The organism is Mesorhizobium sp. RSR565B, assembly GCF_054719465.1.
This window is the reverse complement of sequence record NZ_JBTTIE010000001.1, coordinates 2,819,557-2,843,976: the sequence shown is the minus strand read 5'-3', so window position 1 is coordinate 2,843,976 and position 24,420 is coordinate 2,819,557. Positions and strand designations below refer to the sequence as shown.

General features: G+C 63.5%; 28 protein-coding genes. 16 read left to right on the top strand and 12 right to left on the bottom strand.

Going from position 1 to position 24,420, the window contains the following annotated elements; all coding sequences use genetic code 11:
• Positions 1 to 72: 72 nt before the first annotated feature.
• The gene (locus ACYG9R_RS13835; protein WP_023727596.1) at positions 73 to 1,125 is read right to left on the bottom strand and encodes an ABC transporter substrate-binding protein; all 1,053 of its coding nucleotides are present in this window, start codon (positions 1,123 to 1,125) and stop codon (positions 73 to 75) included.
• Between the two features lie 34 nt (positions 1,126 to 1,159).
• Positions 1,160 to 1,993: an inositol monophosphatase family protein gene (locus ACYG9R_RS13830; RefSeq protein ID WP_050587494.1), complete on the bottom strand. Its 834-nt coding sequence runs from the start codon at positions 1,991 to 1,993 to the stop codon at positions 1,160 to 1,162.
• A 218-nt stretch (positions 1,994 to 2,211) separates the two neighbouring features.
• Between ACYG9R_RS13830 and ACYG9R_RS13825 the strand changes: the two genes are divergently transcribed.
• The 3 genes from ACYG9R_RS13825 to ACYG9R_RS13815 all read left to right on the top strand — a co-directional run bounded on the left by ACYG9R_RS13825 (position 2,212) and on the right by ACYG9R_RS13815 (position 5,882).
• Positions 2,212 to 3,231: a LacI family DNA-binding transcriptional regulator gene (locus ACYG9R_RS13825; RefSeq protein ID WP_031195645.1), complete on the top strand. Its 1,020-nt coding sequence runs from the start codon at positions 2,212 to 2,214 to the stop codon at positions 3,229 to 3,231.
• 37 nt (positions 3,232 to 3,268) lie between these two features.
• Entirely contained in the window at positions 3,269 to 3,454 is a 186-nt protein-coding gene (locus ACYG9R_RS13820; RefSeq protein WP_023684018.1) for a hypothetical protein, read from the top strand.
• A gap of 85 nt (positions 3,455 to 3,539) precedes the next feature.
• Positions 3,540 to 5,882 carry a response regulator gene (locus tag ACYG9R_RS13815; RefSeq protein WP_352545481.1) on the top strand — a complete coding sequence of 781 codons (2,343 nt, stop codon included), beginning with the start codon at positions 3,540 to 3,542 and terminating at the stop codon, positions 5,880 to 5,882.
• On the opposite strand, the gene ACYG9R_RS13810 is transcribed toward ACYG9R_RS13815, so the two are convergent.
• From ACYG9R_RS13810 to ACYG9R_RS13785, 6 genes are all read right to left on the bottom strand, one after another.
• Positions 5,883 to 6,635 (bottom strand): Stf0 family sulfotransferase, encoded by a 753-nt coding sequence (locus ACYG9R_RS13810; RefSeq protein ID WP_023825017.1) that lies wholly within the window; start codon positions 6,633 to 6,635, stop codon positions 5,883 to 5,885.
• Positions 6,636 to 6,714: 79 nt separating this feature from the next.
• Positions 6,715 to 7,851: a sterol desaturase family protein gene (locus ACYG9R_RS13805; protein ID WP_155923329.1), complete on the bottom strand. Its 1,137-nt coding sequence runs from the start codon at positions 7,849 to 7,851 to the stop codon at positions 6,715 to 6,717.
• A 164-nt stretch (positions 7,852 to 8,015) separates the two neighbouring features.
• Positions 8,016 to 8,567, bottom strand: coding sequence for a chloramphenicol phosphotransferase CPT family protein (locus ACYG9R_RS13800; protein ID WP_023825019.1), 552 nt, complete (start codon positions 8,565 to 8,567; stop codon positions 8,016 to 8,018).
• Positions 8,568 to 8,575: 8 nt separating this feature from the next.
• Positions 8,576 to 9,436, bottom strand: a complete 861-nt coding sequence (locus tag ACYG9R_RS13795) for a lytic transglycosylase domain-containing protein (RefSeq protein ID WP_023825020.1) — start codon at positions 9,434 to 9,436, stop codon at positions 8,576 to 8,578.
• A gap of 3 nt (positions 9,437 to 9,439) precedes the next feature.
• The gene (ispG, locus tag ACYG9R_RS13790; protein ID WP_023825021.1) at positions 9,440 to 10,693 is read right to left on the bottom strand and encodes a flavodoxin-dependent (E)-4-hydroxy-3-methylbut-2-enyl-diphosphate synthase; all 1,254 of its coding nucleotides are present in this window, start codon (positions 10,691 to 10,693) and stop codon (positions 9,440 to 9,442) included.
• 286 nt (positions 10,694 to 10,979) lie between these two features.
• Positions 10,980 to 11,159: a YdcH family protein gene (locus ACYG9R_RS13785; protein ID WP_023684024.1), complete on the bottom strand. Its 180-nt coding sequence runs from the start codon at positions 11,157 to 11,159 to the stop codon at positions 10,980 to 10,982.
• A gap of 239 nt (positions 11,160 to 11,398) precedes the next feature.
• Here ACYG9R_RS13785 and ACYG9R_RS13780 point away from each other — a divergent pair, with 239 nt between their 5' ends.
• Complete coding sequence (locus ACYG9R_RS13780; protein ID WP_023673103.1) at positions 11,399 to 11,602, top strand: YdcH family protein; 204 nt, start codon at positions 11,399 to 11,401, stop codon at positions 11,600 to 11,602.
• A 24-nt stretch (positions 11,603 to 11,626) separates the two neighbouring features.
• On the opposite strand, the gene ACYG9R_RS13775 is transcribed toward ACYG9R_RS13780, so the two are convergent.
• Complete coding sequence (locus tag ACYG9R_RS13775) at positions 11,627 to 12,442, bottom strand: IclR family transcriptional regulator (RefSeq protein ID WP_023673104.1); 816 nt, start codon at positions 12,440 to 12,442, stop codon at positions 11,627 to 11,629.
• Between the two features lie 156 nt (positions 12,443 to 12,598).
• Here ACYG9R_RS13775 and ACYG9R_RS13770 point away from each other — a divergent pair, with 156 nt between their 5' ends.
• The 8 genes from ACYG9R_RS13770 (at position 12,599) to ACYG9R_RS13735 (ending at position 19,065) form a co-directional block, all read left to right on the top strand.
• A complete protein-coding gene (locus ACYG9R_RS13770) occupies positions 12,599 to 13,429 on the top strand; it encodes a transporter substrate-binding domain-containing protein (protein WP_023673105.1) in 831 nt (276 codons plus the stop codon).
• Between the two features lie 69 nt (positions 13,430 to 13,498).
• Positions 13,499 to 14,164, top strand: coding sequence for an amino acid ABC transporter permease (locus ACYG9R_RS13765; protein ID WP_023673106.1), 666 nt, complete (start codon positions 13,499 to 13,501; stop codon positions 14,162 to 14,164).
• A gap of 1 nt (position 14,165) precedes the next feature.
• Positions 14,166 to 14,816 (top strand): amino acid ABC transporter permease, encoded by a 651-nt coding sequence (locus ACYG9R_RS13760; protein ID WP_023684027.1) that lies wholly within the window; start codon positions 14,166 to 14,168, stop codon positions 14,814 to 14,816.
• A gap of 4 nt (positions 14,817 to 14,820) precedes the next feature.
• Positions 14,821 to 15,615: an amino acid ABC transporter ATP-binding protein gene (locus ACYG9R_RS13755; RefSeq protein WP_023673108.1), complete on the top strand. Its 795-nt coding sequence runs from the start codon at positions 14,821 to 14,823 to the stop codon at positions 15,613 to 15,615.
• 117 nt (positions 15,616 to 15,732) lie between these two features.
• Positions 15,733 to 16,194 (top strand): RidA family protein, encoded by a 462-nt coding sequence (locus ACYG9R_RS13750; protein ID WP_023673109.1) that lies wholly within the window; start codon positions 15,733 to 15,735, stop codon positions 16,192 to 16,194.
• A gap of 20 nt (positions 16,195 to 16,214) precedes the next feature.
• Positions 16,215 to 17,420: an aminotransferase class V-fold PLP-dependent enzyme gene (locus ACYG9R_RS13745; protein ID WP_031197096.1), complete on the top strand. Its 1,206-nt coding sequence runs from the start codon at positions 16,215 to 16,217 to the stop codon at positions 17,418 to 17,420.
• Between the two features lie 74 nt (positions 17,421 to 17,494).
• On the top strand, positions 17,495 to 17,992 hold the full coding sequence (gene purE / locus ACYG9R_RS13740; RefSeq protein ID WP_023752880.1) for a 5-(carboxyamino)imidazole ribonucleotide mutase: 498 nt from the start codon (positions 17,495 to 17,497) through the stop codon (positions 17,990 to 17,992).
• Positions 17,989 to 19,065 carry a 5-(carboxyamino)imidazole ribonucleotide synthase gene (locus tag ACYG9R_RS13735; RefSeq protein ID WP_023825023.1) on the top strand — a complete coding sequence of 359 codons (1,077 nt, stop codon included), beginning with the start codon at positions 17,989 to 17,991 and terminating at the stop codon, positions 19,063 to 19,065. Before purE ends, ACYG9R_RS13735 begins: the two co-directional genes overlap by 4 nt.
• Positions 19,066 to 19,103: 38 nt before the next feature.
• Here ACYG9R_RS13735 and ACYG9R_RS13730 read toward each other — a convergent pair whose 3' ends face one another.
• The gene (locus ACYG9R_RS13730) at positions 19,104 to 19,727 is read right to left on the bottom strand and encodes a lysozyme inhibitor LprI family protein (protein ID WP_245260135.1); all 624 of its coding nucleotides are present in this window, start codon (positions 19,725 to 19,727) and stop codon (positions 19,104 to 19,106) included.
• Between the two features lie 47 nt (positions 19,728 to 19,774).
• On the opposite strand from ACYG9R_RS13730, the gene ykgO reads away from it, so the two are divergent.
• The 4 genes from ykgO to ACYG9R_RS13710 all read left to right on the top strand — a co-directional run bounded on the left by ykgO (position 19,775) and on the right by ACYG9R_RS13710 (position 22,253).
• Complete coding sequence (gene ykgO / locus ACYG9R_RS13725; RefSeq protein WP_006327841.1) at positions 19,775 to 19,900, top strand: type B 50S ribosomal protein L36; 126 nt, start codon at positions 19,775 to 19,777, stop codon at positions 19,898 to 19,900.
• Positions 19,901 to 20,013: 113 nt separating this feature from the next.
• A complete protein-coding gene (locus tag ACYG9R_RS13720; RefSeq protein ID WP_023711628.1) occupies positions 20,014 to 20,595 on the top strand; it encodes a tetratricopeptide repeat protein in 582 nt (193 codons plus the stop codon).
• Positions 20,596 to 20,718: 123 nt separating this feature from the next.
• Positions 20,719 to 21,783, top strand: a complete 1,065-nt coding sequence (locus tag ACYG9R_RS13715) for an alpha/beta fold hydrolase (protein ID WP_023825025.1) — start codon at positions 20,719 to 20,721, stop codon at positions 21,781 to 21,783.
• Positions 21,784 to 21,788: 5 nt separating this feature from the next.
• Positions 21,789 to 22,253, top strand: coding sequence for a hypothetical protein (locus ACYG9R_RS13710; RefSeq protein WP_023684034.1), 465 nt, complete (start codon positions 21,789 to 21,791; stop codon positions 22,251 to 22,253).
• 8 nt (positions 22,254 to 22,261) lie between these two features.
• On the opposite strand, the gene pyk is transcribed toward ACYG9R_RS13710, so the two are convergent.
• Together pyk and ACYG9R_RS13700 are read right to left on the bottom strand one after the other, a co-directional pair.
• Positions 22,262 to 23,707, bottom strand: a complete 1,446-nt coding sequence (pyk, locus tag ACYG9R_RS13705) for a pyruvate kinase (protein ID WP_023673117.1) — start codon at positions 23,705 to 23,707, stop codon at positions 22,262 to 22,264.
• Entirely contained in the window at positions 23,704 to 24,192 is a 489-nt protein-coding gene (locus ACYG9R_RS13700; protein WP_023673118.1) for a DUF1036 domain-containing protein, read from the bottom strand. The genes pyk and ACYG9R_RS13700 overlap by 4 nt, the downstream gene beginning before the upstream one ends.
• Positions 24,193 to 24,420 lie beyond the last annotated feature (228 nt).

Below are 24,420 nucleotides of genomic sequence, written 5' to 3'. Positions count from 1 at the left end.
AAAGGACGGTGCGCCAGCTGCCGCGAAGGGCAGCCGGCGATCAGATGCTAGAGTGAGCGCGAAAGAACGCGCTCAGCCGCCATTGCGGACCTCGTCGGTGAACTTCTTCAACAGCCGCTTGCGTTCGGCCGACGAGCCGTATTTGGCGAAGTCGTAGTCGATCAGCTTGATCTTCGAGAGGTCCGGCGCCTCGGGCGGCACCGGCGTGGCGGTGTTCGACGGGATCTGGAAGCTGCCGTTCGGCGCCGCGAGCTTCTGCGCGTCCGGGCTCAGCGCCCAGTCGTAGAATTTCTGCGCCTCTTCGGCATGCTTGGCGCCCGTCACGATGCTCATCGACCCGATCTCGAAGCCGGTGCCTTCGCAAGGCGACACCACCTTCACGGCAGGGTTCTGTTTCGCGGCATTGATCACGTCGTGCTGGAAGGAGATGCCGATCAGCGTCTCGCCCTTGCCGACGGCGAGCGCCGGCGCAGCCCCTGCCTTGGTGTATTCGGCGATGTTCTTGTTGAGCTGCTTGAGATAGTCGAATGCCTTGTCCTCGCCCATCAGCTGGACGATGGTGGCAAGCATGGTCCAGGCCGTGCCCGATGAATTCGGGTCGGCCATCTCGATCTCGCCCTGGAATTCCGGCTTGACCAGATCGGCCCAGCACGCCGGCGCGGTCAGCCCGCGCTGCTTCAGATCTTCCTCATTGTAGCCATAGCCGAGCGCACCGAGATAAATGCCGACCGTGCGGTTCTTCGACCTGTCGGCCTGCTTCAGCGCCCAGTCGCGCAAGTTTGCCAGTTGCGGCGACTTGTATTCCTGGGTGAGGCCCTCTTCCGCCGCCTGCAGATGCGGGTCGCCGGTGCCGCCCCACCAGATATCGGCTTGCGGATTGTCCTTCTCGGCCCGGAGGCGGGCGTAGATTTCGCCGGCGCTCATGCGGGTCATGTCGACGCTGACGCCCGTCTCCTTCTGGTAGGTGGTCGCCATCGCCCGGCACCAGGCCTCGTCGACGGCGCAATACATTGTGAGGCTGCGGTCGGCCGCCTGGGCGGCACCCGCCAATCCGAACATGGCCAGCGCCGCGCCAAGGCCAAGCCAGGCGGCGCGCAAGCCTTGCTTACTGTCAAATGTCTTCATCGATATTCCTCCCTGTCTTCTCACTGGAAACGATCTACCCGTCGTCGAGCGGCACTCCGATCACCTGGGACAATGTCGCCGCGACACCGGGTGCTGCCGCAAGCACGGGATTGCCCTTCGCCATGCCGTCGCCGTCGAGGAACCGGTTCACACGGCCGCCGGCCTCCTCCACCAGCAGCAATCCGGCCAGGCAGTCCCACGAATTGATGTGCAGCTCGGCATAGGCATCCGAGCGGCCGTCGGCCACATAGGCCAGCCCAAGCGCTCCGGAGCCGGAGCGCCGCACATTGGCGCCGAGTGCCCAGACAAGGCTCACCTTGTCCAGATAGTCGCGATTGGGAATCCTGGGCGACCAGCCGAACTCGACAAAGGCGCGGTCGAACGCTTGCGTCGGCGACACATGGATCGGCGCGCCATTGCGCGTCGCGCCGTGCCCGCGACGGGCAAAGTACGTTTCGCCGATGGCCGGATTGGCAATGCCGCCGATCTCGCTGCGGCCGTCCTCGACGAAAGCTATCGAAATGCAGAAATGCGGAATACCGCGCATGAAATTGGCGGTGCCGTCGATGGGGTCGACGACCCACATGCGGGCAGAGCCGATGCCACCGCCTTCCTCGCCCAAAAACCCGTCCTGCGGAAAAGCCTCTGCCAGCGTCGCGCGGATGTGCTCCTCGACCTTGCCGTCGGTTTCAGTGAGAAAATCCTGCGGGCCTTTCATCGCCACCGGCTGGACGGCGCCCTGCCGGGCATAGCCTTCCATCGCCAGTTGCCCGGCCGTGACAAGCAGTTTCCGGCAGACCTCGGCACGCCTGTCCATCTCGGCCTCGGACAGCCGGTCCGCCTTCGGATGCGCCGCCGCCCTGCTCATGCAGCCGGTCCGGACAATCGCGCCCTCAATGCCGTCTTCGGCGAAATGGACAGGGTATTCCTCCGATGCCACTCTTGAGCCGGCTTGTATTGCACGGCTGTGCAAAGCTGTTGCATTCGGCCATGCCTGTCAAGTGCGGTGGGTGGCAATGGCAGAAGAGTTGCATTACATTGCACTGGCGTGCAAAGAATCACGAAAACAGCAGCGAGAGCGTTCGCTTGACGGTTCCGAGAATCCGCACCGGTTTTTCCAGCGCCCAGCAGGTTGCCGACCTCGCCGGGGTTTCACGTTCGGCGGTGTCACGTACCTTCACGCCCGGCGCTTCCGTTTCCGGGGAAACCCGCGAGCGGGTGATGCTGGCCGCCGAGCAACTCGGCTATCACGTCAACCATCTGGCTCGCGGCCTGATGCGGGCCTCGACCGGCATTGTCTGCCTCATCGTTGCCGATGGCGACACGCCCTATCATGCCCGCCTGCAGAAGGCGCTGACCCAACATCTGCGGGACGCCGGCAAAATGGCCATGGTGTTCAACACCTCCGGCCCCAGCCACCATGTCGACCAGGCGCTGCGCAACACGCTGAACTATCGCGCCGATGCGAGCATCGTTCTGTCCGGCTCGCCGCCGCAGTTGCTGATCCGCACCTGTCTTGAGAACGGCCAGCGGCTGGTGCTGATCAATCGCGATGACCGCTTCGACGGCCCGCACAATATCGGTGTCGACAACGCTGCAGCCGCAGAGGCAGCGCTGCATGCCTTCATCCGGGCCGGCTGTACCCGCCCCGCTTTGGTGACCTCGGCTGCCGGCACGCCCAGCCTGCTCTCCCGCGAAACCGCCTTCCTTACCGCCGCGCAGAAGGAAGGGCTGGAGGTGACCGTGTGGCGCGAGGGCCGCACCGGCTATGCCACCGGAGCCGATGGCGCCAGGCGGCTCTTTTCCGGCCGGCAGCGGCCGGATGCGGCGTTCTGCGTGACCGACCTGATTGCGTGCGGCTTTCTCGATGCGGCCCGCCACGAGTTCGGCATCAACGTACCCCGCGATCTCTGCGTCATCGGCTTTGACGACATTGAACAGGCCGACTGGGCCTCTTACCGGCTGACGACGTTCTCGCCGCCGATCGAGGAGATCGCCAGGCGCGCCGTGCGGCTCGCGACCGGCGCGCGGGAGGAGGCTGGCAGCCGCCTGATCTGCCATGCGCCCATGGTCTGGCGCAGCACGGTGAGGCCGGGTCAGGGCTGATGCGAAACATGTGTCGGTCAAGACGGGAAACGTACTGATGTCCAAGAAAAAGGCCAGGAAGACCCGCCAGGCGGCAAGACCGGTGGAGATAGCTGTAGGCCCCGAAATCCGGAGCATGATGCGCAAGTTCGGCCTGACCGAGGAAGAAGCACTGCGCATGATGCGCGAATGCGATGCCACCCTCTATGGCGCCAACTCCGGGCACGTGCAGCCAGGATCTTGACGGCCCGCCAGGCGCGAACGGAATTTTAATGTAAATCAAGCGTAATCCCGACCGTTAAAATGATGCGTATGTGTTGGGGTTGCGCATGCCGGAATATTCTTTCTTCATCCGCTCGATCCGGATCCGCTACATCTCGGGATTGCTCATCTTTGCGCTGGCTTCCACCGCGGTGATGTTTGCGCTCAATCGCGTCAATTCCTTCCGCCACGACATCGACGCGCTGAGCAGCAATCTCGTCGTCTTCACCCGCGACCTGCGCAACGCCTCCAGCTTTGCCGAAACCGCCAGCACGACCTGGCGCACCGAAACCCGTGACGGCCTTGCCGCCGCAGCGCGCGGCCATTCGCAACGCCTGACCAGCGAGATCGAAACACTGTCCGCGGAATTGGCCGCGATCAAGCCGAGCCTGTCGGCCAAAACGCTGGACGAACTCTCGTCGGCCGCCGTCAACGGCGACCTGTTCTGGTCGTCGCGCGACATCGTGCGCAACTTCAACCAGATGTCGGCGGCGCAACAGACCGACGAATGGAGTTCGCGCGAAATCCTCAACCAGAACGACCTGTTCGTCCAGCCGATGCTGGTGCGTGTGCGTACCGCCATGGATGGCGAACGCCATCTGGCCGACGCCTCCAGCGACAGGCTGCTGTTGTGGGCAAGCGGCCTTCTGTTCGCGGTTCTTGCCATCGTTGCCCTCTGGATCTTCCGGCCGATGGAAAAGGCGATCCGCCGCGCCTTCACCGAATCCGCCGCATCCTTGTTCAAGGCCGAAGCGGCCGACCGCGCCAAATCGGAATTCCTGGCCAATATGAGCCATGAGATCCGCACGCCGATGAATGGCGTGCTGGGCATGGCCGAACTGCTCGCCAAGACCGAGCTTAACGCGCGCCAGAAAACCTTCACCGAAGTCATCGTCAAGTCCGGCAATGCGCTGCTCACCATCATCAACGACATCCTCGATTTCTCCAAGATCAATGCCGGTCAGCTGACGCTCGATCCTGCACCCTTCCGGCTTGCCGAAGCGGTCGAGGACGTGGCCACACTGGTGTCGGCGCGCGTCGCCGAAAAGAACCTCGAGCTGATCGTGCGTGTCGACCCGCGCCTGCCTGCCCATGTCGTCGGCGATGCCGGACGGTTCCGTCAGATCGTCACCAATCTGCTCGGCAATGCGGTGAAGTTCACCGAGAAGGGCCATGTGCTGATCGATGTCGGCGGCGAGGTGGTCGACGGCATGGTCCAGCTCAAGGTCCGCGTCGAGGACACAGGCATCGGCATTCCTGCCGAGAAGCTCGAGAACGTGTTCGAGAAATTCGCGCAGGTCGACGGCTCGTCGACGCGCCGCCATGAAGGCACCGGCCTCGGCCTTGCCATCGCCGCCCGCCTCATCGATCTGATGGGCGGCAAGATCGGCGTCGAAAGCGAGATCGGCCGCGGCTCGGTGTTCTGGTTCGCCGTGCCGCTGCCGGCGCATCAGCAGGACACGCGCAACGAGGTCGTGCCGGTCGATGTCACCGGCGCTCGCGTGCTGGTCATCGACGACAACCCGGTCAACCGCGAGATCTTGCTGGAGCAGCTCAGAAGCTGGAGCTTCGACTGCGCGGCCGCCGAAAGCGGCGCCGTCGGCCTCGCCTTTCTAGACCGGGCCAGCCAACTCGGTGCTGCGGTCGACTGCATCATCCTCGACTACCAGATGCCCGGCATGAACGGCGCCGATGTCGCCAAGGCGATTTCCGCCGACAGCCGTCTCTCCGCCATCCCGGTGGTGCTGCTGACCTCGGTCGATCAGGTCGATTTCGGCAAGATGGTCATCGATTTCGGCATCGCCGCGCATCTCACCAAGCCGGCGCGCTCGGCCGTCCTGCTCGGCACCGTCATCTCGGCAATCCAGAAAGTGCGGGCCCAGATCGGCAAGGCCCAGTTTGTTCGCGAGCCTGTTGTTCCGCAGGCGGCACCTGTGGCGCCACCCGCCTTCACCGTCATTCGCGGCCCGGCAATTCCGGCGGCCACAGTGCCTGAATCGATCGCCACGCCAAACGGCCCGATCGATATTCTGATCGCCGAGGACAATGACGTGAACCAGCTGGTGTTCGGCCAGATCCTCAATGGGCTTGGCCTCAGCTACCGCATCGCCAGCAATGGCCGCACGGCCGTCGAGATGTACCGGGCGCTGGGACCGAAGCTGATCCTCATGGACGTCTCCATGCCGGAGATGAACGGCTACGAGGCGACCCGCGCCATCCGGGCGGCGGAGGCAGCGAGTGGCAATCACACACCAATCATCGGCGTCACCGCGCACGCACTGAAGGGCGACCGCGACAAATGTATCGAGTCCGGCATGGACGACTATCTGCCCAAGCCGGTGTCGCCCGACCGTCTCGGCAGCAAGATCGGCACATGGCTCAGCGAAACGGTGGCGGTAAAGAGGGCTTGATCAAATCGCCGCGTCCAGACAATAGCGGTGCATCCAGTCGAGACTGGTCTCGTCCGAGAGCTTGGCGACGCCAGGCTTTATGTCGGCGGCATTCGGCGCCGGAACACCCAGGGCCTCGCAGATGGATGCCAATGCCGCTGCCGGATCGGCTGACAGGCGCTCATAGCCGATTCGCAGCGGGACGATCCCCTGCTCCGCGAACCAGACGTTCCAGGCCCCGTCATAGGCTTCGAGTTCGGCAAGCTCGCGCTGGATCCGCTTGAAATCGTAGCGGGGTTCCTGCGGCGGTGCGACTCGTTCGATCTCGGTTCCGTCGGGCGCGATGTGCCAAAGCCCGGTCTGCTCGGCCTTGATCAGCGACACCGCCTGCGCCAGCTTGTTTTCGCGCGAAAGATGGATGTAGAGGACCCGCCCGAAGGCCTTTTCAAAGCGTGCTTTGTCCGATGGCAGGTCTGGGTAGATCCGGTCGAGGATGGCCGAGAGTTCACCCAGGTTCTCCCGCATCAGGCGCAAGCCGAAGACGGCTGTTCCGCCCTTTCCCGCGCTGATTGCCGCCTTGAGGTAGGCGACATCGAAGTCATGCGCGCTCATCGTCTCGGGATGCGGCAATTTCCACTCTTCGGCCCATTCCGCCTTGTCCTCCCGCCTATAGAAGGAGTGCGGATCGCCGGCTGTTTTCATCGATGCCAGCAGACCGCACAGCAATGTGCTTCCGGTTCTCGGCGTGCCGCAGATTATGTAGCCGTCACGCATCTGGGGGCTCTGTCGCTTGTCATGGATTGGGCTACCTCGCCAGGCGCGGTGACACGCGCGGTTCGCTAATGGATCCAGTCTAGCCGCGCCGGAAGGGATAGAGGAATTGCTGCCAGTATCCGTTCGGAACGGGATGTCCGTGAATGCCGTAGCCGTTCGGCCAGCGTCCTTCAGGCATATGGTGGGTACCGAACAGCCGGTCGAGCAGCGGGAAATGGATGGCGAAGTTTACGTCGATCGCTTCTTTCTCGAGGCCGTGATGCCAGTGGTGGTAACGCGGCGACACCAGCACCTTTTCGACTGGACCGAAACTGGTTCCGATGTTGGAATGGATGAAAGACGAATAGACGTAGACGATCAATATATACGTCTGGATAGCCGATTCATCGAACCCCAGCACGAACATCGGGGTGGCCGTCAGGCTGCGCAGCACGATAATTTCCAGGAAATGCATGCGCGCACCGGCAATCCAGTCCATCGACTTGGCGGAATGGTGCACGGCATGGAACTTCCACAGCCAGGGAATGCGATGAAAGGCCCGATGCACCCAATACTGGGCAAAGTCGGTCAGGAACATTACCGCCAGCAGTTGCACCAGCCACGGCAAGTCGTGGACCCAGGCGCGCACCGAACCAAGGGCGCCCTGCGCATTGACGAAGTTGGACGGCGCCAAGGTCAGGTAGGTCAAAATCTGCACCAGCAGCGATGAGACCAGATAGTAGAACAGGTCCTCGCGCCATTCGTCGCGGAACACGGTCTGATCCTTGTTGCGCGCGAAAAGACGTTCGAGCGGGACGAACAGCACACCCATGAACAAGGCGTTCAGGATGAAGAAATCGAGCCCGAAGAACACCCCGTCTATGTGCAGTTGATGGCGCACCGGAAGCATGCCGACCAGCGACGCCAGCAGCACAGTGAACATGGCTGCCGCGCCGAGCGTCTTTTGCCTGCGCAGCGTCATGCTGAGGATCGCCAGGATATAGCCGGAGATGAGGACGAAATAGAGCACCGGCTTGAAGAACAGCATCTGGTGGATGGGGGCCAGATCCGGCATCGATGTAAGCGACGGGTAGCGCAGCACGATGACCATCAGCAGGGCGGTGACCCCGGCAAGCAAGCCAATCGAGCCGGACAGCCAGCCAGAACCGAACGGCCGTTTGGCGCGCGGCGTTTCAAGTTCACCGACGACGCGTCTAAGGAAATTTGTCACCGGCATGATGTTCCCCCGTTAACGGCCCCAAAGGTCTCGCCAGAAATTTCGACCCGTCTTACTACAGCAAGGCTCATAAATATTAATCGACACGACTTTGCAGGCCAGAGACGGCTATCTGCGTTTTGGGCAATTGGTAAAAGCTGCGATCGTGTCAAAGACACCGGCCACTATAGTCGGAATCTTTCCTGGATGCGACGGGCGCATTCAAGCGGCGTCAGCAGGCTGGTGTCGACTTCGAGGTCGTAGTCCATGCCCTTGTGGACGCGTCCATATTGCCAGCGCGCCAGGCCAAGCAGCCTGTCGGCGCACGCGGCCTCGCGCGCTTCCAGCACCTCCAGCGGCGCCATGACGCCGACCAGATGCAGGTCAAAGCTCGACAGCAACTCGACATACTCCGCTATCTCTTCATTGAAGATCACGTCGTCGACGATGAGATTGTTGCCTTGCCCGGCCATGGCGGCGATGGCATGGCGCATGCCGCGCATGGCTCGCGCGCCGACCGGCCCGCTCCTGATCACCACCGACGGCTTGCCGTCTTCCAGCACGGTCTCAAAGGAAAACCCGTCGGCATGATCCTGCAGCGCCGGCGGCAGCATGTCGATGAAAGCATCCATCTGGACATGCAGGAAGGGCTCGGTGGCGATTGTTTGCAGCGCCCTGGCGATCAAGCTTTTGCCGGCGCTGCCGACGCCATTAAGCAGGACGATTTTGGCCGTCATGTCGCCCCCTATCGGTTGCGCACGACGATACAGGCGCCGCCGACGCTTTGCAGTTTCTGGCAGATGACGTTGGCGGCGGCGCGGTCGTCGACGCCGATCCTGACGGCGTAGATGCCGCGTCGGCCGATCGGCGTGCGCACCCGGCTGACCACCGGGTCACGACCGGAAAGCAGCGCCGGAAACCGGCTCCTGACCCTCAGCCACTGATTGATCGCCGCGCCCCTGCGGAAATTGCCGGCCACCTGGACGCCCCATGGCTTCACATTGATCGACGCCATCGCCACGGTTCTCGACATGATCACCGGCAGCTTGCGGCAGGCGACGGCAAAGCTGGTTTTCGCGTCGAGCGGCTCGACCGTCCCGGTGTAAGCGCTGTCGGAAAACTTGTCGACGGGTTCGCCCATGACGTCGAAGACATAGCTCTCTGTCTCCATCGGCAGGAAGCCGCCCGAACCCAGCCAGCGCGACACCCGGTTCTCGCCGGCATTGTAGGCGGCCGCCGCCAGGCCGAGATTGCCGTAGGCGAGCTTCATCTCGCCGAGATATTTCGCCGAAGCCGGGATCGCCTGCTCGATGTCGAAAGGATCGGCCAGCCCGCGCATTTTGGCGGTGCCCGGCATGAACTGGGCGATGCCTTCGGCGCCCACCGGGCTAACCGCATTGGGATCGAAGCGGCTTTCTTTCCAGATCAGCCGGGCGAAGTAATCCTTCGGCAGGCCGTTCCGCTCGGCATGCGTCTCGATCAGGTCACAGACACGGCCGATCAATCGTTTCGCCGCCGAGCGCGATTGCGGTGGATCGGCCAGGGCAGCGGTCGACCATGACAGACCGCAAAGCAGGATCAGCGTCGCCCTGAGGAAACGCCGCATCATCTATTCCGCGGCGGCCTTGCCGTGCTGCCCAAACCGTTGCTCGATATAATCGGCGACCATTTTTTCGAAATCCGCTGCGATCGAGGGACCGCGCAGCGTCGCCGACTTCTTGCCGTCGACGAAGACGGGCGCGGTCGGCGTCTCGCCGGTGCCGGGCAGCGAAATACCGATATCGGCGTGCTTGGATTCGCCCGGGCCGTTGACGATGCAGCCCATCACCGCGACCTTGAGGTTCTCGACGCCGGGAAATTTCTCCCGCCAGACCGGCATGTTCTTGCGCAAATCGGCCTGGATGTTCTGGGCGAGTTCCTGGAACACGGTGGATGTCGTGCGGCCGCAGCCGGGGCAAGCGGCGACGATCGGCACGAACTGACGGAAGCCCATGGTCTGCAGCAGTTCCTGCGAGACCTGCACCTCGCGAGTGCGATCGCCATTCGGCTCCGGCGTCAGCGAGATGCGGATGGTGTCGCCAATGCCTTGCTGCAAGAGGATGCCCATGGCCGCCGACGAGGCGACGATGCCCTTGGAGCCCATGCCGGCTTCGGTGAGGCCGAGATGCAGCGCATGGTTGGAACGCGTGGCAAGCTCGGTGTAGACGGCGATCAAATCCTGCACGCCGCTGACCTTGGCCGACAGGATGATCTTTTCGCGGGCGAGGCCTATCTCTTCAGCCATTTCGGCCGACAGGATCGCCGACTGCACGATCGCCTCGCGGGTTACTTCCTGCGCCGTCAGCGGGAAGCCTTGGCGCTGGTTCTCGTCCATCAGCCGGGTGAGCAACTCCTGATCGAGCGACCCCCAATTGACGCCGATGCGCACCGGCTTGTCATGCCTGATCGCCATTTCGACGATCGCCGCGAACTGGCGGTCCCTCTTGTCCTTGAAGCCGACATTGCCGGGATTGATGCGGTATTTGGCCAGCGCCTCGGCGCAGTCCGGATGGTCGGCCAGCAGCTTGTGGCCGATATAGTGGAAGTCGCCGACCAGCGGCACATTGATGCCGAGCCGCTCGAGCCGTTCGCGGATGCGCGGCACGGCGGCGGCGCTCTCGTCACGATCGACGGTGATGCGCACGATCTCGGAGCCAGCGCGATGCAAAGCCGCAACCTGCGCGACGGTCTGGTCGATATCGGCCGTGTCGGTGTTAGTCATCGACTGCACGACGACCGGCGCGCCGCCGCCGACGACCACGCCGCCGACATCGACGCCGACCGATGTCCGGCGCCCAAAGGGGGAGGAAAAATACCCGGTCATGCCGGCAGCCTCTTGATCACCCGAGCGACACACGTCCACGTCGACGCACGCTCAATCAGCTATCAGCGCATAGCGCTGAGGTTCGGGCATGAGGTGGAGGAGCAAAGATGGCTTGTCAATGGCGACAGACAAGCAGAGCCGCCAAATCGCAGCAGCGCGGCGACCCCACAGACGGGTTTCGCCGGCAACAGTATCGGAATCAGTAGCAAACACAGGCCTCCGGCGGCATGTCGCCACCGGAGCGATAGTCACGCGCCAAGGCGGCGCGTCTAATCCTGGAAGGGCGTCAGTGTCTCGTCGGTTTCGCCTTCAGTTTTTCAATCTCGTCCTTGAGTGCCAGCTTGCGTCGCTTCAGATTCACGATTTCGAGGTCGTCGACCGATGGATGGTTCATCGCATCGTCGATCTCGCGTTCGATATCACCGTGTTTCCGCTGCAACTCATCAAGATGGGATGCAAGAGACATGATTGGTTCTCCCTTTCATGGTTTCCTCGATTGCAGCCGTCAAAGGCACGTCCACCGCAGGTCGCATCTGTGACGGCACCATGACAGTCTGCCACCATCCGGCTGCGATGTCGAATGCTGCGTGGTAGCATTCCACGACAATGTGATATGTGATATTGGCTGCGCGCCGGCGGCAATTGATGCCGCCCCCGCCCAATCATGCCCATTGCCGGGCGCCGCAGACATGCAGACGGTAGAGAATGTCCGACCAGGAAAAGGCCGATGTCCGCCTCGAATTTTCCCGCCTGAAGCAGGAGCATGCCGATTTCGACGCGGCCATCAATGCGATGATCGCCATGGGCTGCGACCCCTTGCAGATCCAGCGCATGAAGAAGAAGAAGCTTTTCCTCAAGGACCGGCTGATGGCGCTGGAAGACAAGATCATTCCGGATATCATCGCTTAGCCGACGGCCTCGGGGCCTAACTGCTCACCCCGCTATCGACAGCCGCGCCGCGCGATGGCGCAGCAACGTCAGCAATTCGTCGGTCTTCTCCGCTGAAGTGTCGATCGGCACCACCAGGCACATCGTCGCCTCGACCTTGCCGGCGGCCGCGAAGACAGGGGCGGCCAGGCATTTGGTGTAGGCGTCGACCAGCCCCGAAGTGATGCAATAGCCGGTCGTTCTGGCCGTCGCGATATCGGCAATGAAGTCGTCGAACTGCAGCCTGCGGCCGTCGGGCAGCAAAAGGTCGTCTTCCGAGACCATGTCCTGGATGGCGGCCCTTTCCAATCCGGCCAGAAGCAGCCGCCCCGATGCCGTCCATGGCAGCGGGATCTGCAAGCCAGTGGCCGAGCTGATGCGGAACGGCCTGGTGCCGGGGCTGGAATGGACGATGGTATAGCGCCCGCTTTGCAGCATGCACAATTCGGAGGTCTCGCCGGTCTCGCGCGACAGATTGTCGACCTCCTGCCGGCCCCGCCTAAGCAGGTCGTTGCCCCTGACATAGTCCATCCCATAGAGGTAGAGCTTCTTGCCGAAATAGACCCGGTTGCCGTCGCCCTCCATCTCCAGGAGACCCGCATCGACCAGCGAACGCACCAGCGTATAGGTGGTGGAGCGCGGCGCATTCACCCCCTTGGCGAGATCGCCAATGCCGATGGCGCGCTGCGTGACATGCAGGAATTCCAGGATCTCCAGCACCCGGTTGAGGCCCTTCTCGCGCGAGCCGGAGGTCTTGTCGGGCGTCGGGCTCTCGGCTGGACCAAGCTCCGCCCGATCCGTGAGTCCATTGCTGTCTTGCATAACTGATTCCTGATGTTAGTATCTGTCTTGTATAGGATACATGTGTCTATTGTAAGAGACAATTCAGGTCGGCGACACGTGTGTCTGTAAGGGGAACTCAAACAACAGGAGGTCGCAGTGAACGACGCATCCAAGCGAGATTTTCTGAAACTGGGCATGGCCGGGCTTGCAACGGCGGGCGTGATGACCGCTGTCAGCGCCGAAAAGGCGGCGGCACAAGCCGCATCCGACAGCGTTCTGCGCACCGCGCTTGACCGCGGCAAGCTGATCGTCGGCACCGGCAGCACCAACGCGCCATGGCATTTCGAAAACGATGCCGGCGAGCTGGTCGGCATGGACATCACCATGGGCCGCATCCTGGCCAAGGGTCTGTTCGACGATCCGAGCAAGGTCGAGTTCGTCATGCAAGATCCGGCGCAGCGCATCCCCAATGTCACCACCAACAAGGTCGACATTACCATCCAGTTCATGACCATGACCGCGCAGCGCTCGCAGCTGATCCACTTCTCCAGACCATACTATGTCGAGGGCGTCGCCCTGCTGACGCTGCCGACGGCGGAAAACAAGACCTTCGACAAGCTGCTCGCCGGCGGTTCGGCGACGCGCATCTCGATCCTGCAGAATGTCGACGCCGAAAGCTCGGTCCATTACGCCCTGCCGGAGGCGCAGGTGCTGCAGATCGACACCCAGGCCAATGTGCTGCAGGCACTGGAATCGAAACGCGCCGATGCCGCCGCTGTCGATCTTTCAACCGTGCGCTGGCTGGCCTCGCGCAACCCCGACAAATATTTCGATGCCGGCAAGAGCTGGTACTCGATGCTCTACGGCGCGGCGGTCAGGCAGGGCGACCTGGACTGGCTGACCTTCGTCAACCAGACCTTCACCATCGCCATGTTCGGCCATGAGACCGCACTCTACGACGCCGCCTTCAAGGACTATTTCGGCCAAGAGCCGCCGGCCCGCCATCCGGGTTTCCCGGTTGTCTGACAAGTGCTGGCGGAAGGGTTAGCCCTTCCGCCTTCTAGTTCGCATCCCCTTGGTTATTGCGGGAGACGCATGGGCTATACGCTCAACTTCAACCTGATCTGGCGGCATTTCGACAAGCTGTGGGGCGGCCTTCTGCTCAGCCTCGAGCTTGCCGTGATTTCGATTGCCATCGGCGTCGTCATCGGCCTGATGCTGGCGGTCTGGTATGTCTCGGCCGGACGCGTGGTGCGCGCCATCATTGCGGCTTACGTCGAATTCATCCGCAACGTGCCGCTGATCCTGCTCGTCTATCTCGTCTTCTACGGCCTGCCGACGGTGATCGACGTCGCCTACGACGCGCCGACCTCGTTCGTGCTGACGCTGTCGGTCTATAGCGGCGCCTATCTGGTCGAGGTGTTCCGCTCCGGCCTGGAAGCCGTGCCGCGCGGCCAGCTCGATGCCGGCAAAGCCATCGGCCTGACGCCCTGGCAGCGGCTGGTTCATGTGCGCCTGCCGACCATGCTGCGCATCACGCTGCCGGCGCTGTCCAACACCTTCATCTCGCTGTTCAAGGACACGTCGATCGCCTCGGTGATCTCGGTGCCCGAGCTCACCTTCGGCGCCCAGTGGATCAACTTCAACACCTTCCGCATCGTCGAGGTCTATCTGGTGACGACGGCGATGTATCTGGTGACCGGTTACACCCTGCTGTTCGGACTGCGGCTGGTCGAACGCCGGTTCAGGGCTGCGCGCTGACATGCTGAGCCAGATCCTCTACGCCGTACCGTTCCTCGCCCAGGGCTTCGCCATCACTTTGTGGGTGTCGCTGCTGGTCGTGGTGCTGTCGCTGATTGCCGGCGTCGCGCTCGGCGTCGGCCTGGTCTACGGCCCGGCGCCGCTGCGCTGGGCCGTGCGCATCTTCTCCGACACCATCCGCGGCATCCCGATCCTGGTGCTGATGTTCTTCGTCTATTACGGCCTGCCGGCCATCGGCCTGCATCTGCAATCCTTCTCGGCGGCGGTGCTGGCGCTGACCTTGTTCAAGACGGCGCAGGTCATTGAGTATCTCCGGGGCGCCGTCGGCTCTATTCCCAAGGGCCAGTCAGAAGCGGCGATGGCCATTGGGCTGACTTTTCGCCAGCGGCTCACCTACGTCATCTTTCCGCAGGCCTTCCGGCGCTTCCTGCCGCCCTGGATCAACGGCGTCACCGATGCGGTCAAGGGCAGCGCCCTGGTCTCGCTGCTCGGCATCACCGACCTGATGCAGGCGATCAACCAGGTCATCGGCCGCACCTATGAGGCGATGCCGCTCTACATCCTCGGCGCCTTGATCTATTTCGCCGTCAACTATGCGCTTTCCTACGCCAGCCGGCGGCTGGAACGGCGCTTTGCCTTCATCCGGGACTAGCACGATGGCCACAAGCTCGAACGACAATGCTGCCCTTCTCGACATTGCCGGGGTCTCGAAAGCCTTTGGTTCGGTCGAGGTGCTTCGCTCGGTCAGCCTCAAGGTGGACAGGGGCGAGGTGGTCACCGTCATCGGCCCTTCCGGCAGCGGCAAGACCACCCTGCTGCGCTGCGTCAACTTTCTCGAAAGCTACGACTCAGGCTCGATCCGAATCGACGGCAAGGAGGTCGGTTTTCGTGAGGCCGGCGCGCGCCAGCGGCGCAGCGAGCGCGACCTTGCCAATATGCGCGCCGAAACCGGCATGGTGTTCCAGAGCTTCAACCTGTTTCCGCACCTCACCGCCGCCGGCAACATCATGCTCGGCCTCACCAAGGTGCGCGGCAAGAGCAAGGCCGAGGCGCGCCAGATCGCCGAGCATTGGCTGAGCCGCGTCGGCCTGGCCCACAAGGCCGACAGCCTGCCGGCGGAACTCTCCGGGGGCCAGCAGCAGCGCGTCGGCATAGCGCGGGCAGTCGCCATGGAGCCGAAGATCCTGCTGCTCGACGAGATCACCTCCGCGCTCGATCCCGAATTGGTCGGCGAGGTGCTGGCCGTTGTGCGCAGCCTGGCCGAAGACGGCATGACCATGGTGATGGTCACGCACGAGATGGCCTTCGCCCGCGACGCTTCGAGCCGCATTGTCTTCATGGCCGATGGCGGTGTCAGCGCTGTTGGCCCGCCGAAGGAGATCCTTGCCGAAGAGACCACCAATGAGCGCCTCCGCTCTTTCCTGGCGCGCTTCCGCGCCTCCCATTTCTGACATGGGCGGCCCAAAGCAATTCCAGGAGAAGTGTAAGCGGTTTTCCCGGGAAAAGCGCGAAGCGCTTTCCCCTGGGAATTGCGTAAAACAACAGGCCGGCCCAAGGAGAATTCTTCCATGACGCCTTACATCCGGCTCGCCGAACTCGGCCTGACGCTGCCCGAGCCGCCGACACCGATCGCCAATTTCGTCACCCATGCGGAAAGCGGCCGGCTGATCTTTCTTTCGGGTCAAGGGCCGCTGCGCGCCGACGGCACGCTGTGCACCGGCAAGGTCGGCGAGGACGTCACCGTCGAGCAGGCCTATGAGCATGCCCGCCTCACCGGCCTCAACCTGCTCGCCGTCATGCACGCCGCCGCCGGCGATCTCGGCCGCATCGTGCGCGTCGTCAAATTGCTCGGCTTCGTCAATGCGACGCCGACCTTCAGCGACCACCCGAAAGTGGTCAATGGCTGCTCGGACCTGTTCGCCAGCGTCTTCGACAAGATCGGCGGCCATGCCCGCTCGGCGATCGGGGTCGGCTCGCTGCCTGGAAACATCACCGTCGAAATCGAAGCGGTCGTCGAGATCGCCGCCTGACCGTCAAGGGATTGCTGAACATGAAAACCTATTCCGACACCGGCTCCAACACCACGATCCGTGAACGGCTGGGACTGCGGCCGATCATCAACGTCTCCGGCACGATGACGACGCTCGGCGCCTCGATCATCGTTCCCGAGGCGATCAGCGCCATGGCCGAGATCGCCTCGCAATGGGTGGAGATGGACGATCTGCAGCGCGCCGCAAGCGTGATCACCGCCCGCCTCACCGGCGGCGAGGCCGGCTTCATCACCGCCTGCTGCGCCTCAGGCATCACAATGGCGATCGCCGGGGCGATGACCGGCACCAATTTGCTGGCGATCGAACGGCTGCCCGACGATACCGAAGGGCTGAAGTCCGAAGTCGTCATCCAGCTCGGCCATATCGTCAATTACGGCGCACCGATCGACCAGTCGATCCGCGTCGCCGGCGCCAAGGTCATTCCGGCCGGCACGGTCAGCGTCACGCAGGATTATCATGTGCGCGAGGCTATCAACGAGCGCACGGCGGCGGCGCTCTACGTCGTGGCGCACCACACCGTGCAATACGGCATGCTTTCCCTTGAGGAATTCTGCGATATCTGCCACGCCAGGGGCGTGCCGGTGATCGTCGATGCGGCTTCCGAATATGACCTGCGCAGCTTCCTGGCGCGCGGCGCCGACATCGTCGTCTATAGCGGCCACAAATTCCTTTCGGGGCCGACCAGCGGCATCGTCACCGGCCGCAAGGATCTGGTCCGCGCCGCCTATCTGCAGAACCGCGGCGTCGCCCGCGCCATGAAGGTCGGCAAGGAAAGCATCGCCGGCACCATCGCGGCGCTCGAAGCCTGGGAAAAGCGCGACCATGCCGGCATCCGCCGACGCGAGGAAGCGGCGCTCCATCTATGGAGGGATTCGCTGCAGGGAATACCCGGCATCGTCGCAAACATCATTCCCGACCCGACCGCCAATCCGCTCGACCGGCTGCAGATCTTCGTCTCCCCCGAAAGCCGCTTCAGTGCCGCCGGCCTCGCCTCGGCATTGGCGGCCGGATCGCCGCCCATCATCGTGCGCAACCACGAAGTCGAGCGTGGCCATTTCTTCCTCGACCCGTGCAACCTGCACCCAGGCGAGGCCGAGATCGTCGCCGAACGCCTCCGCGCCGTGCTCACCGCGGCCGACAGGCCGGCGGATGCGATGAGACAGCCGCGAAAGGATTCATCCGGCGCCCTGCGCTGGCCGGACTAGGCTGCGGCGGCCGCCATCCTTGCGGGCCAGCCCGAATTCCGCTAAGGCGCGCCTTTACCGCCGGGAGCATGCGCTTGACCGACCACCGCGCCGACGTCGCCATCATCATGGGCAGCCAGTCCGACTGGGCGACGATGCGCCACGCCGCCGAAACGCTGGAGGCGCTGGGCATTCCGCACAAGCGGCTGATCGTCTCCGCCCACCGCACCCCGGACCGCCTCTATGATTTCGCCAAGGGCGCCAAGGCGGCCGGCTACAAGGTGATCATCGCCGGCGCCGGCGGCGCCGCCCACCTGCCCGGCATGACGGCGGCGATGACGCCGCTGCCGGTGTTCGGCGTGCCGGTCGAATCGAAGGCGCTGTCCGGCCAGGATTCGCTGCTCTCCATCGTCCAGATGCCGGCCGGCATTCCGGTCGGCACGCTTGCCATCGGCAAGGCGGGTGCGGCCAACGCCGCCCTTCTGGCGGCCGCCGTGCTGGCGCTGAACGACGAAGAACTTGCCGCCCGCCTGGATGCCTGGCGCGCCGCCCAAACCGCCAGGGTCGCCACCGAACCGACGGACGCGCCGTGAGCCTGCCCGCGGGATCGAGCATCGGCATCATCGGCGGCGGCCAGCTCGGCCGCATGCTGGCTGTCGCCGCAGCGCGCCTCGGCTACCGCACAATTATCCTCGAACCGCAGGCCGATTGCCCGGCGGCTCAGGTCGCCAACCGCCAGATCACCGCCGCCTATGACGATGCGGACGCCCTTGCCGAACTGGCGGCAGTCAGCGCCGTCGTCACCTACGAATTCGAGAATGTGCCGGTAGCGGCTGCCGGCGCGCTCGCCGCCAAGGTCCCGGTCTATCCGCTGCCCAGGGCGTTGGAAGTCGCCCAGGACCGGGTGGCGGAGAAGCTATTCCTTAACAGCATCGGCATCAGGACAGCGGATTTCCGCTCCGTCGACAATGACGACGAGCTGACGGCGGCGCTGAGAGAGTTCGGTGGCAGCGGCATCTTGAAAACCCGCCGCATGGGCTATGACGGCAAGGGCCAGCGCGTCTTCCGCAACATGGAGACGGGCGGCTTTGCCGGCACATGCGAGACCATGGGCAATGTGCCGCTGATCCTCGAATCCTTCGTCGCTTTCGAGCGAGAAATCTCGGTCATCGCCGCGCGCGGGTTGGACGGCGCGGTCGCCGCCTACGATCCGGCTGAGAACGTCCACCGCGACGGCATCCTGCATACCTCGACCCTGCCGGCCCAGATCAGGCTGGAGACGGCGGCGACGGCACAGGGGGCGGCGGCGAAAATCCTGTCGGCCCTCGACTATGTCGGCGTCATCGGCGTCGAGTTCTTCGTTCTTGCCGATGGCACGCTGCTGGCCAACGAAATGGCGCCGCGCGTGCACAATTCCGGCCACTGGACGGAAGCCGCCTGCATCGTTTCGCAATTCGAGCAGCATATCCGGGCCATTGCCGGCCTGCCGCTGGGCAACCCTGGCCGGCATTCAAACTGCGTCATGGAAAACCTGATCGGCGACGATGTGCTGCGCGTACCCGCTTTGCTCGCCGAGCCCGATCTGATGCTGCATCTCTACGGCAAGGCGGAAGCGCGCCCAGGCCGCAAGATGGGCCATTTCACGCGCATCAGCCGCCGTAGCTAAGCCATTCCGGCACTTTGCGCGAGGGCGTGGCTCGAGCCCTATTGCAACTCGTTGTTCAGATCCCCGTCTTCGTCGGGGCTGGCGCAACTCGCATCGCCTTCCCTACAATTGGCGCCCGCGGTGAGCTGTTTGATGCGCTGGTCCGTCAGTTCGGTCAGGCATTGTGAAACCTCCATCGGATGGATGGAGCCGCCTTCGCTGTCTGTCGTCGTATAGGCGCATTCGGTGTCGCGGAAGGCGATCCAGGCGCGTTGCGCGACCTGCAGCAGCTTCCTGCCCTTGTCGTCGTTGCGACCGATGAGATCCTTGTAGGCCTGGTTGAGCTTGGCATCGGCCGCCTGATAGTCCTCGCCGGCGCAGATGTTCATCATCTGCTGGCTGTCGTCGTTGCGGTCGCATTCCTGCGCCTGCGCGGTGGATGCCGCTGCCATAACGGCAAGGCTCGCGGACACAAACAACAGGCGCATGGAGGTCTCCAAATCGGCTTGCGGGTGCCGCACCATTCCAGCCCGCCTTCGGCCGCGCAATGGCGTGGAGCCGAGATGGCGGATATTTGATTGCCAAAGCCATTCTCGGCCTCTATCCAGCACGCTTGCGGTTGACACGGGCAAGGCTCCTCGTTTATGAGCCACCGCAAGTTCAAAGGCGCGCTTTTCAGGCACGCCTTAATAATTCGGCCCGGACAGGGCCCAGACCGACGGGCAAGACCATGAAGATCAAGAATTCGCTCAAGGCGCTGAAGGCGCGTCACCGCGACAACCAGCTGGTTCGCCGCAAGGGCCGCGTCTACATCATCAACAAGACCGCTCCGCGCTACAAGGCGCGCCAGGGCTGAGCGTTCGGCCGGGGGCTCGTTGCCTCCGTCCATATGATGGTAATTGCCTGGTTTCAGGCACTTTCACGCTAATTTCAGTTTGACGATCCGCCGTCCGGGGTTAGATTCCGGTGATGCGGATTCTTTTTGCATTTTTGGCGACCCTGTTTCTTTTCGGCGTCGCTCCGGCGTCGGCGGACGATCCGCCGGCAAAGCCGCCGGTTGCCCTGACCAGGGAAGCCAGGCTCGACCAACTGTTTGCCGAGCTGAAGCGCGAGCGCAACGAAAAGGCGGCCGAGCGCATCGCCGGGCGCATCTGGGGCGAATGGTTCCAGTCCGGCAGCGCCTCGATCGACCTGATGATGCAATGGTCGCAAAAGGCGATGGACGACCAGAAGTTCGACGTCGCCCTCGACTTCCTCGACCAGGTCGTCGTCCTGCAGCCAAAATATGCCGAAGGCTGGAACCGGCGCGCCACCGTGCATTACATGATGAAGAATTTCGGGAAATCGATGTCCGACATCGACCAGACGCTGCAGCTGGAACCACGCCATTTCGGCGCGCTTTCCGGCCTGGCCCAGATCATGGCCGCCACCGGCCACAAGCAATCGGCGCTCGAAGCCTGGCAGAAGGTGCTTACCATCTATCCGATGATGCGCAGCGCCCAGGACCAGGTCGCGGCAATTTCGGAAGAGCTTGCCGGCGAAGGAATTTGATTAGGCAGTAGGAATTAGGGATTAGTGAGTAGTCAGTAGAGAAGATTGGTCGAGACGCCACCTCCCTACTCCCTACTCCCTACTCCCTAGAACTTATCCCCCTCCACCCCCGTATCTCCGCGCATGAACCTCATTTACGCCGCCTGTGCTTTGCTCCTCGCGCTCGTCTTTGCCTTGGCCGGTGTCACCCGCGCCGGCGCGTGGCTGATCGAGTGGCGAAACCCGCCGGCCGGCGAATTTGCCGACATCGACGGCACCCGCATCCACTATGTCCACCTGCCGGCGCCGCAAAATGCAGAGCTGCCGGCCATCGTCTTCATCCATGGCGCCAGCGCCAACCTCAGGGATCAGATGCTGCCGATCAGGCCTTTGCTCGAAGGCCGCGCCGAGATGGTCTTCCTCGACCGGCCGGGCTTCGGCTGGTCGGCGCGCGGCCCCGGCAAAGAGAGCCCGTCTGCGCAGGCCGACACCATCGCCAGACTGATGGGCCGTCTCGGCATCCACAATGCGATCATGGTCGGCCATTCCTTTGGCGGCGTGATCACCGCCGCCTTTGGCCGCGAACACCCGGAGAAGACGCTCGGGCTGGTCTTTCTGTCGCCGGTCAGCCACCCCTGGCCGGGCGGCGCGACCGCCTGGTACTACAAGCTGACCGCCACCCCCATCATCGGCTGGCTGTTCTCGGAGACATTGACCTATCCGGCAGGCACGCTGCAGATGGACAGCGCCACGGCCTGCGTGTTTTCTCCCAACAAGGTGCCGGAAGGCTATGTCGGCAATGCCTCGATTCCGCTGGTGCTGCGTCCCGGCGCTTTCCGCGCCAACGCCATCGATGTCGCCGGCCTCTACGACTATACGTTGAAGGCCGCGCCGCATTACCGCGACATCAGAGCGCCGACGATTGTCATCTCGGGCGACCGCGACAAGGTGGTCTATGCCTCGATCCATTCGGTCGGCCTGGTCAGGGACATCCCCGGCGCCGAACTGATCTGGGTCCACAATCTGGGCCACAAGCCGGATTGGATCGCCTCCGACCTCGTCGTCGGCGCGATCGAGAAAGTCGCCGGCAAGGTCGTCGACCTGCAGGCAATGGCAAAAACCGTGGAAGCACGCATCGCCGGCGATGCCTACAACGATGCACAGTGCCCCGACATTACGGTGCCCGACGCGGAACTGGCCCCGACCTGATCGCAATGTATGTCCTGAAACACGGCATCAAGAGAAACCCGGAGAAGCGATGGGCGTTGCCGGACCGCATCTTCTTCGGCTATGGCGCGTGCGCCATTCTTGCCGGCGCCTTTCTCGAGCGTCCTCCTCTGGACGGCTTTTACGGCGAACGGATCATTCCTGGCGAGGGCTTTTCCGGGAACCATATTTACGCGACGAACGGCGTGATCGCGTTCGACTACCACGGCTATTCAGCCCGCGAGCGGCTTTTGGAACACCACAAGAGGGGCTGGGCGTCGCGCAATCCCGGGTGGCACTGCACCATCGCCACGGTCGATTTCGATCTGCTCGACACAGTCGAACTCAACCGGCGAAAGATGCTGGGTCCGGACCAGTACCTGCACGACCCCGTTCCTCGCGCACACCGCTTCCTTCAGCGTATCGATCACGCCGAAGGTGCGGCAAGAGCGCTGCGAACTGTGATGAGTTGAAGCCTCTGTCAACCTATGTTGCGGGTGGCCTGCACGTCCGACCCGACATAGGCGATGCGCAGCATGTTGGTCGAACCCGGCGTCCTCAGCGGCACGCCCGCCGTGATGATGACGCGGTCGCCCGGCTGACCGAACCCCTCTTCGAAAGCGATGCGGCAGGCGCGGTCGACCATGTCGTCGAGGTCGCTGGCGTCGGGCGAGACGACGCAATGCGTGCCCCACAAGAGCGACAGCCGCCGCGCCGTGTTGAGGATCGGCGACAGCGCGATGATCGGCACTTGCGGCCGCTCGCGCGCGGCGCGCAGGCCCGTGGTGCCCGACGCCGTATAGGTGATGATCGCCGACAGTTTCAGCGTCTCCGCAATCTCGCGGGCGGCGAGCGAAATGGCGTCGGCGCCGGTTGCTTCCGGTTCCGAGCGCTGCGCGTTGATGATGCCGGCATAGGTCGGGTCGGTTTCGACCTTGGTGGCGATGCGGTTCATCATCGCCACCGCCTCGACCGGATAGGCGCCGGCAGCGGATTCGGCTGAAAGCATGATTGCGTCGGCGCCCTCGAACACGGCGATCGACACGTCGGACACCTCGGCGCGGGTCGGCACCGGCGCGGTGATCATCGATTCCAGCATCTGCGTGGCGACCACCACCGGCTTGCCGGCGCGGCGCGCGGCGCGCGTGATCTGCTTCTGGATGCCGGGCACCGCTTCCAGCGGCATTTCCACACCGAGATCGCCGCGGGCGACCATCAGCGCGTCGGAAAGTTCGATGATTTCGGCCAGCCGGGCGACGGCCTGCGGCTTTTCAATCTTGGCCATGATCAGTGCCCGGCCGCGCGCGATCTTGCGGGCTTCCGCCAAATCCTCCGGCCGCTGCACGAAGGACAGCGCCACCCAGTCGACGCTTTCCGCCAGCACCGCATCGAGGTCCTTGCGGTCCTTTTCGGTCAGCGCACCGACCGGCAGGTCGGTGTCGGGCAGGCTGACGCCCTTCTTGTCGGAAATGGTGGTGCCGGCGACGACGGTGCAGGTGATAGACTTGCCGTCGCTCTTCACCGCCCTGAGCTCCAGCTTGCCGTCATCGATCAACAGACGGTGGCCGGCCTCGACCGAGCTCAGGATTTCGGGATGCGGCAGGTAGACCCGGGTCGACGTGCCGGGCTCGGGATTGTTGTCGAGGGTGAAGGTCTGGCCCGGCGTCAGAACCTCCTTGCCGTTGGCGAACTTGCCGACGCGCAGCTTCGGTCCCTGCAAATCGGCCAGGATGCCGATCGGACGGCCAACTTTCTCCTCGACCGCGCGAATGCGGCCGACCAGCGTGCGCATCAACTCGTGATCGGTGTGGCTCATATTGATGCGGAAGACATCGGCGCCGGCTTCGAACAGCTTCTGCAGCATCTCCTCGGACGAGGAGGCAGGACCGATGGTGGCGAGGATCTTGACCTTGCGGCTACGTCTCATTGACTGTTTGTTCCCGGGGCGGCTGGAGCGCCTCCCGTTGTGGACTCATCGGTCAGCTGGACCATCCAGCTTGCCTGCTCGCCCGTGTCATATTCCTGGAATCCGGCGCGCTGGAAGCCCCGAGCGACGCAATCGGTAACGCCTGCGATCTTGAACTCTTTTTCAGCCACGCACATGTTGATCGGGCCATCCCAGCGCCCGCCGCGCTCGGCGTCTTCTGCATAAAGATAGTAAAACCTCGATGACAGCGGACCTTCGATCAGCGTCTTGCAGCTCGATCCTTCGATGTGCCACCACCCCTCGGTGATCCAGCCTGCCTTGGCGCGGTAGCCGATGCCGACGCCGACCAGGTTCTGCGTGGCGTTGCAGACGCGGAAATCGGCGCGGGCGGGCGAAGCCGCGACCAGCGCGGTGAGCCCTAGCGTCAGGGTCAGGAGCGGCACGGCAAAGGCGGTGCGCGCACGCGGCCTGCCGGCGGAACCCATCCCGAAACCCCTCAATAACGTCATCTGCATCTCTCAACGCCCCTTTTCGGAAAAGTCCGGGCGCATGTCAACGCGCCGTTCTGTCCAATTCCAATCGATTTAGAAAGGCCCCCGACACGCGATCTGCCGCGCGTCACAGGATTTTCGCAGAAACCGTGGCCAAACAACGGCATTGCGCAACAGTCCTCTTCGTGGGAATGACGATACCACCCTCCCCGGAAGCCAGCG

Excerpts from the sequence above, each read along its gene's own strand:
- ACYG9R_RS13835 (WP_023727596.1), bottom strand. The coding sequence starts at position 1,125 with ATGAAGACATTTGACAGTAAGCAAGGCTTGCGCGCCGCCTGGCTTGGC.
- ACYG9R_RS13830 (WP_050587494.1), bottom strand. The coding sequence starts at position 1,993 with ATGAGCAGGGCGGCGGCGCATCCGAAGGCGGACCGGCTGTCCGAGGCC.
- ACYG9R_RS13820 (WP_023684018.1), top strand. The coding sequence starts at position 3,269 with ATGTCCAAGAAAAAGGCCAGGAAGACCCGCCAGGCGGCAAGACCGGTG.
- ACYG9R_RS13815 (WP_352545481.1), top strand. The coding sequence starts at position 3,540 with ATGCCGGAATATTCTTTCTTCATCCGCTCGATCCGGATCCGCTACATC.
- ACYG9R_RS13810 (WP_023825017.1), bottom strand. The coding sequence starts at position 6,635 with ATGCGTGACGGCTACATAATCTGCGGCACGCCGAGAACCGGAAGCACA.
- ACYG9R_RS13805 (WP_155923329.1), bottom strand. The coding sequence starts at position 7,851 with ATGCCGGTGACAAATTTCCTTAGACGCGTCGTCGGTGAACTTGAAACG.
- ACYG9R_RS13800 (WP_023825019.1), bottom strand. The coding sequence starts at position 8,567 with ATGACGGCCAAAATCGTCCTGCTTAATGGCGTCGGCAGCGCCGGCAAA.
- ACYG9R_RS13795 (WP_023825020.1), bottom strand. The coding sequence starts at position 9,436 with ATGCGGCGTTTCCTCAGGGCGACGCTGATCCTGCTTTGCGGTCTGTCA.
- ispG (WP_023825021.1), bottom strand. The coding sequence starts at position 10,693 with ATGACCGGGTATTTTTCCTCCCCCTTTGGGCGCCGGACATCGGTCGGC.
- ACYG9R_RS13785 (WP_023684024.1), bottom strand. The coding sequence starts at position 11,159 with ATGTCTCTTGCATCCCATCTTGATGAGTTGCAGCGGAAACACGGTGAT.
- ACYG9R_RS13780 (WP_023673103.1), top strand. The coding sequence starts at position 11,399 with ATGTCCGACCAGGAAAAGGCCGATGTCCGCCTCGAATTTTCCCGCCTG.
- ACYG9R_RS13775 (WP_023673104.1), bottom strand. The coding sequence starts at position 12,442 with ATGCAAGACAGCAATGGACTCACGGATCGGGCGGAGCTTGGTCCAGCC.
- ACYG9R_RS13770 (WP_023673105.1), top strand. The coding sequence starts at position 12,599 with ATGGCCGGGCTTGCAACGGCGGGCGTGATGACCGCTGTCAGCGCCGAA.
- ACYG9R_RS13765 (WP_023673106.1), top strand. The coding sequence starts at position 13,499 with ATGGGCTATACGCTCAACTTCAACCTGATCTGGCGGCATTTCGACAAG.
- ACYG9R_RS13760 (WP_023684027.1), top strand. The coding sequence starts at position 14,166 with ATGCTGAGCCAGATCCTCTACGCCGTACCGTTCCTCGCCCAGGGCTTC.
- ACYG9R_RS13755 (WP_023673108.1), top strand. The coding sequence starts at position 14,821 with ATGGCCACAAGCTCGAACGACAATGCTGCCCTTCTCGACATTGCCGGG.
- ACYG9R_RS13750 (WP_023673109.1), top strand. The coding sequence starts at position 15,733 with ATGACGCCTTACATCCGGCTCGCCGAACTCGGCCTGACGCTGCCCGAG.
- ACYG9R_RS13745 (WP_031197096.1), top strand. The coding sequence starts at position 16,215 with ATGAAAACCTATTCCGACACCGGCTCCAACACCACGATCCGTGAACGG.
- ykgO (WP_006327841.1), top strand. The coding sequence starts at position 19,775 with ATGAAGATCAAGAATTCGCTCAAGGCGCTGAAGGCGCGTCACCGCGAC.
- ACYG9R_RS13720 (WP_023711628.1), top strand. The coding sequence starts at position 20,014 with ATGCGGATTCTTTTTGCATTTTTGGCGACCCTGTTTCTTTTCGGCGTC.
- ACYG9R_RS13715 (WP_023825025.1), top strand. The coding sequence starts at position 20,719 with ATGAACCTCATTTACGCCGCCTGTGCTTTGCTCCTCGCGCTCGTCTTT.
- ACYG9R_RS13710 (WP_023684034.1), top strand. The coding sequence starts at position 21,789 with ATGTATGTCCTGAAACACGGCATCAAGAGAAACCCGGAGAAGCGATGG.
- pyk (WP_023673117.1), bottom strand. The coding sequence starts at position 23,707 with ATGAGACGTAGCCGCAAGGTCAAGATCCTCGCCACCATCGGTCCTGCC.
- ACYG9R_RS13700 (WP_023673118.1), bottom strand. The coding sequence starts at position 24,192 with ATGGGTTCCGCCGGCAGGCCGCGTGCGCGCACCGCCTTTGCCGTGCCG.